Below are 7,607 nucleotides of genomic sequence, written 5' to 3' on the forward strand. Positions count from 1 at the left end.
AGAGCAGGAAGACTATGGCGGAGCTGACGATCTCCACCGATGAGATCCGTAGCGCGATCGAGAGCTACACCCAGAGCTACACCCCGGAAACCTCCATCGAAGAAGTCGGTGTTGTCACCGACACCAGCGACGGCATCGCCCACGTGAGCGGCCTGCCTTCGGCGATGGCCAACGAACTGCTCGAGTTCCCCGGTGGTGTGCTCGGCGTCGCGCTGAACCTCGAGGACCGCGCTATCGGTGCGGTTATCCTCGGCGAGTTCGCCAGCCTCGAAGAGGGCCAGGAAGTCCGCCGTACCGGCGACGTGCTCTCGGTGCCGGTGGGCGACAAGTTCCTCGGCCGCGTGGTCAACCCGCTCGGTCAGCCGATCGACGGTCTCGGCGAGATCGAAGCCGAAGAGCAGCGCGTGCTCGAGCTGCAGGCCGCGACGGTGCTGGAGCGCCAGCCGGTCGAGGAGCCGATGGCCACCGGTATCACCGCCATCGACGCGCTGACCGCGATCGGCCGTGGCCAGCGTCAGCTGATCATCGGCGACCGCAAGACCGGCAAGACCGCGGTCTGCATCGACGCGATCCTGAACCAGAAGGCCAACTGGGACTCGGGCGATCCGGCCAAGCAGATGCGGTGCATCTACGTCGCGATCGGTCAGAAGGGTTCCACCATCGCGGGCGTCAAGACCGCGCTGGAGGCGCACGGTGCGATGGAGTACACCACCATCGTCGCGGCCCCCGCTTCGGACTCCGCCGGCTTCAAATGGCTTGCGCCGTACACCGGTTCGGCCCTCGGCCAGCACTGGATGTACCAGGGCAAGCACGTGTTGATCGTGTTCGACGACCTGACCAAGCAGGCCGAGGCCTACCGCTCGATCTCGCTGCTGCTGCGCCGCCCGCCGGGCCGCGAGGCGTACCCGGGTGACGTCTTCTACCTGCACTCCCGTCTGCTGGAGCGTTGCGCGAAGCTGTCGGACGCGATGGGCGCGGGCTCGATGACCGGTCTGCCGATCATCGAGACCAAGGCCAACGACATCTCGGCCTTCATCCCGACCAACGTCATCTCCATCACCGACGGCCAGGTCTTCCTCGAGTCCGACCTGTTCAACAAGGGCGTCCGTCCGGCGATCAACGTCGGTACCTCGGTCTCCCGTGTCGGTGGCGCCGCCCAGACCAAGGGCATGAAGAAGGTCGCCGGTTCGCTGCGTCTGGAAATGGCGCAGTACCGCGAGCTGGAGGCGTTCTCCGCCTTCGCTTCGGACCTGGACGCGGCCTCCCTCGCCCAGCTCGAGCGTGGCGCCCGCTGGGTGGAACTGCTCAAGCAAGACCAGTACTCGCCGGTTCCCGTCGAAGACCAGATCGTTTCGATCTTCCTGGTCGACGCCGGTTACTACGAGTCGGTCCCGGTCGCCGACATCCGCCGGTTCAACGCCGAGCTGATCGAGGAGCTGCACCGCACCGCACCCGAGGCGTTCGAGTCGATCGCCGGCGGCAAGGTGCTGCAGGGCGATGCGGCCGACGCGATCAAGGTGGCGACCGACAAGTTCAAGCAGGGCTTCCTCGCCTCCGACGGCACTCGCGTGGTGAGCGAGGACGGAGCAGGCGAGCTCGAGTCCGAAGAGGTCGAGTCGCTCACCGTGACCCGCAAGCACGTCGAGAAGTAGCGCGGGCGAGCCATGCATTACCGCCGATCCAATGCCGCGAATGAAGGGAGAGTGAACCGCTGATGGCAAACCTGCGTGAATTGCGCTCCCGCATTCGTGGTGTGAATTCGATCAAGAAGATCACCAAGGCCCAGGAGCTGATCGCGACCTCGCGCATCACCAAGGCTCAGGCCAGGGTTGCTGCGGCCAAGCCGTACGCGGAGGAGATCACCAAGGTTCTCGGTGAGCTCGCGAGTGCTTCCAAGAACCTCTCGCATCCCCTGCTGACCGAACGCCCGAACCCGCGTCGCGCCGCTGTGCTGGTCATCACCAGTGACAGCGGTATGTGTGGTGGCTACAACTCGAACGTGCTCAAGCGCGCCGAGGAGCTCATGACCACGCTGCGCGGCGAGGGCAAAGAGCCGGTGGTGTACGTGATGGGCAACAAAGGCCTCATCTACTACACCTTCCGCAACCGCGCGCCACGTGCGTCATGGACCGGGTTTTCCCAGCAGCCGAAGTACACCGATGCCTCGGCCGCGTGCCGGCACTTGGTGGACAGCTTCATGGCTGGCTCCGACGGCGAAGTTCCCGCTCCGAACGGCACCGGCAATATCGCCGGTGTCGACGAGCTGCACATTGTGTACACCAGGTTCGTCTCGATGTTGACGCAGACCCCGGAGGTGCGCCGGTTGGCGCCGATCCAGGTGAGCTACGTCGACGAGAACTTCGACCTGGGCGAGGACAGTCTGTCCGATTCGGCCACCGCCGATGTGCACGCGCAGTACGAGTTCGAGCCCGACGCCGATGTGCTGCTGGCGGCGCTGCTGCCCAAGTACATCAACACGCGTATCTACTCATCGTTGCTCGAGGCAGCGGCATCCGAGTCCGCGGCTCGGCGCACCGCAATGAAGGCCGCCACCGATAACGCCAATGAACTGTCGAATGTCCTTACCAGGCAGGCGAACTCGGCGCGGCAGGCCCAGATCACGCAGGAAATCAGTGAAATCGTGGGCGGCGTGAACGCGCTGGCTTCGAGCTCGGACCGCGACTAAGCGCAGGAAGAGAATAATGACCGCAGCAGTCACGCAAGAAAGCCGGACGGGCGCGACAACAGGCCGCGTCGTCCGTGTCATCGGCCCCGTCGTGGACGTCGAGTTCCCGCGGGGTTCCATCCCAGAGCTGTTCAACGCTCTGCACGCCGAGATCGCGCTGGCCTCGGTGGCCAAGACCCTGACCCTCGAGGTTGCCCAGCACCTCGGCGACAACATCGTGCGCACCATCTCGATGCAGCCGACCGACGGCCTCGTCCGCGGGGCGAAGGTCTCCGACACCGGCAAGCCGATCTCGGTGCCGGTCGGTGACGTTGTCAAGGGCCACGTGTTCAACGCCCTCGGCGATTGCCTCGACACCCCCGGCCTCGGTCGGGACGGCGAGCAGTGGGGCATCCACCGCAAGCCACCGTCATTCGACCAGCTCGAGGGCAAGACCGAAATCCTCGAGACCGGTGTGAAGGTCATCGACCTGCTGACCCCGTACGTGAAGGGCGGCAAGATCGGTCTGTTCGGTGGCGCCGGTGTCGGCAAGACCGTGCTGATCCAGGAGATGATCACCCGTATCGCGCGTGAGTTCTCCGGTACGTCGGTGTTCGCCGGCGTCGGTGAGCGCACCCGTGAGGGCACCGACCTGCACCTGGAAATGGAAGAGATGGGCGTCCTCCAGGACACCGCCCTCGTCTTCGGCCAGATGGACGAGCCGCCAGGCACCCGTATGCGCGTCGCGCTCTCGGCCCTCACCATGGCCGAGTACTTCCGCGACGTGCAGCACCAGGACGTGCTGCTGTTCATCGACAACATCTTCCGGTTCACCCAGGCCGGTTCCGAGGTGTCGACCCTGCTCGGCCGGATGCCCTCCGCCGTCGGTTACCAGCCCACGCTGGCCGACGAGATGGGTGAGCTGCAGGAGCGCATCACCTCGACCCGTGGTCGGTCGATCACCTCGCTGCAGGCCATCTACGTGCCTGCCGACGACTACACCGACCCGGCCCCGGCGACCACCTTCGCCCACCTCGATGCGACGACCGAGCTTTCCCGCCCGATCTCGCAGAAGGGCATCTACCCGGCCGTCGACCCGCTGACCTCGACCTCCCGCATCCTGGAGGCCTCGATCGTCGGTGCGGAACACTTCCGGGTCGCCAACGAGGTCAAGCGAATCCTGCAGAAGTACAAGGAACTGCAGGACATCATCGCCATCCTCGGCATGGACGAGCTCTCCGAAGAGGACAAGGTCCTCGTCGGCCGCGCCCGTCGCCTGGAGAAGTTCCTCGGCCAGAACTTCATCGTGGCCGAGAAGTTCACCGGCCAGCCGGGTTCGGTGGTGCCGTTGTCGGACACCATCGAGGCATTCGACCGCGTCTGCAAGGGCGAGTTCGACCACTTCCCGGAGCAGGCGTTCAACAGCTGCGGTGGACTCGACGACGTCGAGGCCGCCGCGAAGAAGATCGCCGGAAAGTAGTCACCGATGGCGGAAATGTCAGTTGATCTCGTCGCGGTCGAGCGACTGCTCTGGTCCGGCCAGGCGTCGTTCGTCAGCGCGCAGACCACCGAGGGCCAGATCGGCATCATGCCGGGCCACGAGCCGCTGCTCGGCCAGCTGGTCGAAGGCGGCACCGTGACCATCGTCGACACCGATGGGCAGCGCATCGTCGCTGCGGTGCACGGCGGTTTCTTCTCGGTGACCGCTACTACGGTCCGGGTGCTGGCCGAGTCCGCGGAGTTCGCGGGTGAGGTCGACGTCGAGGCGGCCCGCCGGGTGCTGGCCGACTCGGACGCCACCGAGGAACAGCAGCGGGCGGCTCAGGCCCGAGTACGCGCGGTCGAGCAGAACGCGAACGCGTAGTCACGCACCACCATTGCGCACGACACTGTCGGCGGCGAAACTTATTCGCCGCCGACAGCGTCGTTTCTGGGGGTTGGTACGAGCTGCGGGGCAAAAGACATGGCCCCGCCATTTGTAAACTCGGGTCCGTGGTTGAATGACGGCGAGGTGTCGCCGAGACGGCGGCGGAGCGAAGGGACGAACGGCATTGCAGACCGGGATGGTTCTCCTGATCATTCTGGTACTCATGCTCGTTTTCCTGGCGCTGGCTTCGACTTACCGGCTGATCATGCTGCGTCGTGGTGGTACGGCCGCGCTGCTGCGGGTACTGCCCGCGCGCGGCGGCCAGGGCTGGCGGCACGGCCTGATCCGATACGACGAGGATCGGCTGGTTTTCTACAAGCTGTCCAGCCTCAAACTCGGTCCCGACTCCACCATTCGACGCCAGGGCATCGAGATCGGTGACCGTCGCGGCCCGCGTGGCGACGAGTTCGACATCATGACCGAAGAACTCTCGGTGACCGCTGTGTCCGATAGCGACGGCGCTTTCGAGCTCGCCTTGGACCGCGGTTCTCTCGCGGCCTTCCTTTCCTGGGTCGAATCCCGTCCGTCCGATCGGACCCGCAGGCTTCCAGGCCTCTGAACGGTCAGTCGTTCAGGTCCGACATCTAAGGTGGTCTTGTGAGCGTGCATCTGACGCGGATTTACACGCGTACCGGGGACGACGGGAGCACTGGACTCAGTGACTTCTCCCGGGTCGCCAAGACCGATCCCCGACTGGTCGCCTACGCCGATTGCGACGAGACCAATGCTGCCATCGGCGTTGCCATCGCACTGGGCAACCCGGCGCCGGAACTACTCGCGGTGCTCCACCAGATTCAAAACGACCTGTTCGACGCGGGCGCGGACCTGTCCACCCCCGTCGTGGCGGAGCCCAAGTACCCGCCGCTGCGGATCACCCAGCCCTACATCGACCGGCTCGAAGGCTGGTGCGATGAGTTCAATGCCGAACTGGCGCCACTGAATTCGTTCATCCTGCCCGGCGGCACCCCGCTTGCGGCGCTGTTGCACACCGCGCGCACCGTCGCGCGCCGCGCCGAGCGTGCCGCGTGGGCAGCGGTGGCGGCACACCCGGACGACACGAATGTGCTGCCGGCCAAGTACTTGAATCGTCTATCGGATCTGCTGTTTATCCTGAGCCGGGTCGCCAATCCTGGCGGCGATGTGCTCTGGAAGCCGGGCGGAGACCAGGCGGGTGCATCATGATGGACGCGAACGCGGACATGACGGGCTCGACACGCATCGGCTGATTTCGTGACTACATGGGTAAATCGCCGGGTTTGCCCGGAACTGAGCCAGGCACCTACCGCCGGCCCGAAACGCAACTATCGTGGCACTCAATAGTGCGCTGAATATCCGGAGAGGCGGACTGAGAGGCGGCATGGAGAGGTTTTTGGTAACCGGCGGGAATCAACTCGTCGGTGAGGTCGCGGTCGGGGGTGCCAAGAACAGCGTCCTCAAGCTGATGGCCGCTGCCCTGCTGGCCGAGGGCACGACCACCATTACGAACTGCCCGGACATCCTCGATGTGCCGCTGATGGGTGATGTGCTGCGCGGCCTCGGCTGCGACGTGACGATCGATGGCTCGGTCGTCGTCATCAACACGCCCGCGGAACCGAAATACCACGCGGACTTTCCCGCGGTGACACAGTTCCGGGCGTCGGTGTGTGTGCTCGGACCATTGATGGCGCGGTGCAAACGGGCCGTTGTCGCGCTGCCAGGTGGAGACGCGATCGGTTCGCGGCCTTTGGATATGCACCAGGCCGGCCTGCGCCTGCTCGGCGCGACCAGCGAAATCGAACACGGTTGTGTGGTCGCGCGGGCGGATGAACTGCGGGGCGCGCGGATCAGGCTGGACTTTCCTTCGGTGGGGGCGACCGAGAACATTCTCATGGCGGCCGTGCTGGCCGAGGGGGAGACGGTCATCGATAACGCCGCACGTGAACCGGACATCGTCGACCTGTGCAACATGCTGGTCCAGATGGGTGCCCGTATCAGTGGTGCGGGCACGTCCGTGCTGACGATCGAGGGCGTCGAGCGCCTGCTGCCGACCACGCACCGGGTGATCGGTGATCGCATCGTCGCCGCTACCTGGGGGATTGCCGCCGCTATGACCATGGGCGACATCCGGGTGACCGGCGTCAACCCGAAGCATCTGTCTCTGGTGCTGGACAAGCTGCGCTCGGCAGGAGCACGGATTTCGTTCGAACCGGACGGTTTCCGTGTGGTCCAGGCCGACCGACCGCGTGCGGTCAATTTCTCCACGTTGCCTTTCCCCGGGTTCCCGACCGATCTGCAGCCGATGGCCATCGGCCTCGCGTCGATCGCCGACGGCACCTCGATGATCACCGAGAACGTCTTCGAAGCGCGGTTCCGCTTCGTCGAGGAGATGATCCGGCTCGGCGCCGACGCGCGGACCGATGGCCATCACGCCGTGGTGCGCGGAATTCCGCGTTTGTCGAGTGCACCGGTGTGGTCGTCGGATATTCGAGCAGGCGCGGGACTCGTGCTCGCGGGTCTGGTTGCCGATGGCGTCACCGAAGTGCACGACGTCTTCCATATCGACCGCGGCTACCCGAATTTCGTCGAGCAGTTGCAGGCATTGGGTGGTCAAGTAGAGCGGGTCGGCGCGGCTGATTGATCTTGTTCGCCTGGAATGGACGGACACAATGATCATGCGTCGTCGAAAACCGTTCCTGACCAGGCGATTTGACATCATGCACGCAGACACGTAACTTTATTCAAGTCAGAGCGACACGGACACCGACCCGGAGCCGAGAAGCACAGCGGAAACGCTGAGCGAAGGCCTGGGAAACGAGGTAGTACGAGGAGCGCCTGACGATCACACTAGCTCGACTGGAACCCTGGTTTGCGCCGGGGCATGCGACTGAGCTAAGCTTGAAAAGTTGCCTCACCGATCAATCAGATTAAATCTGGGCGATGGTGTGTGCGTGTGTTCTTTGAGAACTCAATAGTGTGTCGATGAATGTCAGTGCCAATTATTTAATTGGTTCCGGCCTTACATACCCCCCGGTTGTA

At 64.5% G+C, this 7,607-nt stretch carries 7 protein-coding genes; all 7 read left to right on the forward strand.

The features are described from left to right. The first annotated feature begins 14 nt into the window (after positions 1–14). The 7 genes from atpA to murA all read left to right on the forward strand — a co-directional run bounded on the left by atpA (position 15) and on the right by murA (position 7,209). Complete coding sequence (gene atpA, locus AB0M74_RS14555) at positions 15–1,652, forward strand: F0F1 ATP synthase subunit alpha (RefSeq protein ID WP_364906519.1); 1,638 nt, start codon at positions 15–17, stop codon at positions 1,650–1,652. A 62-nt stretch (positions 1,653–1,714) separates the two neighbouring features. After that, positions 1,715–2,686, forward strand: coding sequence for a F0F1 ATP synthase subunit gamma (locus AB0M74_RS14560; protein ID WP_364906522.1), 972 nt, complete (start codon positions 1,715–1,717; stop codon positions 2,684–2,686). 16 nt (positions 2,687–2,702) lie between these two features. Next, positions 2,703–4,145, forward strand: coding sequence for a F0F1 ATP synthase subunit beta (gene atpD / locus AB0M74_RS14565; protein WP_364906523.1), 1,443 nt, complete (start codon positions 2,703–2,705; stop codon positions 4,143–4,145). Between the two features lie 6 nt (positions 4,146–4,151). Next, the gene (locus AB0M74_RS14570; protein ID WP_328409883.1) at positions 4,152–4,529 is read left to right on the forward strand and encodes a F0F1 ATP synthase subunit epsilon; all 378 of its coding nucleotides are present in this window, start codon (positions 4,152–4,154) and stop codon (positions 4,527–4,529) included. A gap of 199 nt (positions 4,530–4,728) precedes the next feature. Then, positions 4,729–5,151 (forward strand): DUF2550 domain-containing protein, encoded by a 423-nt coding sequence (locus AB0M74_RS14575; RefSeq protein ID WP_328409885.1) that lies wholly within the window; start codon positions 4,729–4,731, stop codon positions 5,149–5,151. A gap of 38 nt (positions 5,152–5,189) precedes the next feature. Continuing rightward, entirely contained in the window at positions 5,190–5,774 is a 585-nt protein-coding gene (locus tag AB0M74_RS14580) for a cob(I)yrinic acid a,c-diamide adenosyltransferase (protein WP_364906526.1), read from the forward strand. Between the two features lie 175 nt (positions 5,775–5,949). Beyond that, positions 5,950–7,209, forward strand: coding sequence for a UDP-N-acetylglucosamine 1-carboxyvinyltransferase (gene murA / locus AB0M74_RS14585; protein ID WP_364906528.1), 1,260 nt, complete (start codon positions 5,950–5,952; stop codon positions 7,207–7,209). Positions 7,210–7,607: the final 398 nt, after the last annotated feature.

The organism is Nocardia sp. NPDC051463 (assembly GCF_040681975.1).
Classification (GTDB): Bacteria; Actinomycetota; Actinomycetes; order Mycobacteriales; family Mycobacteriaceae; genus Nocardia.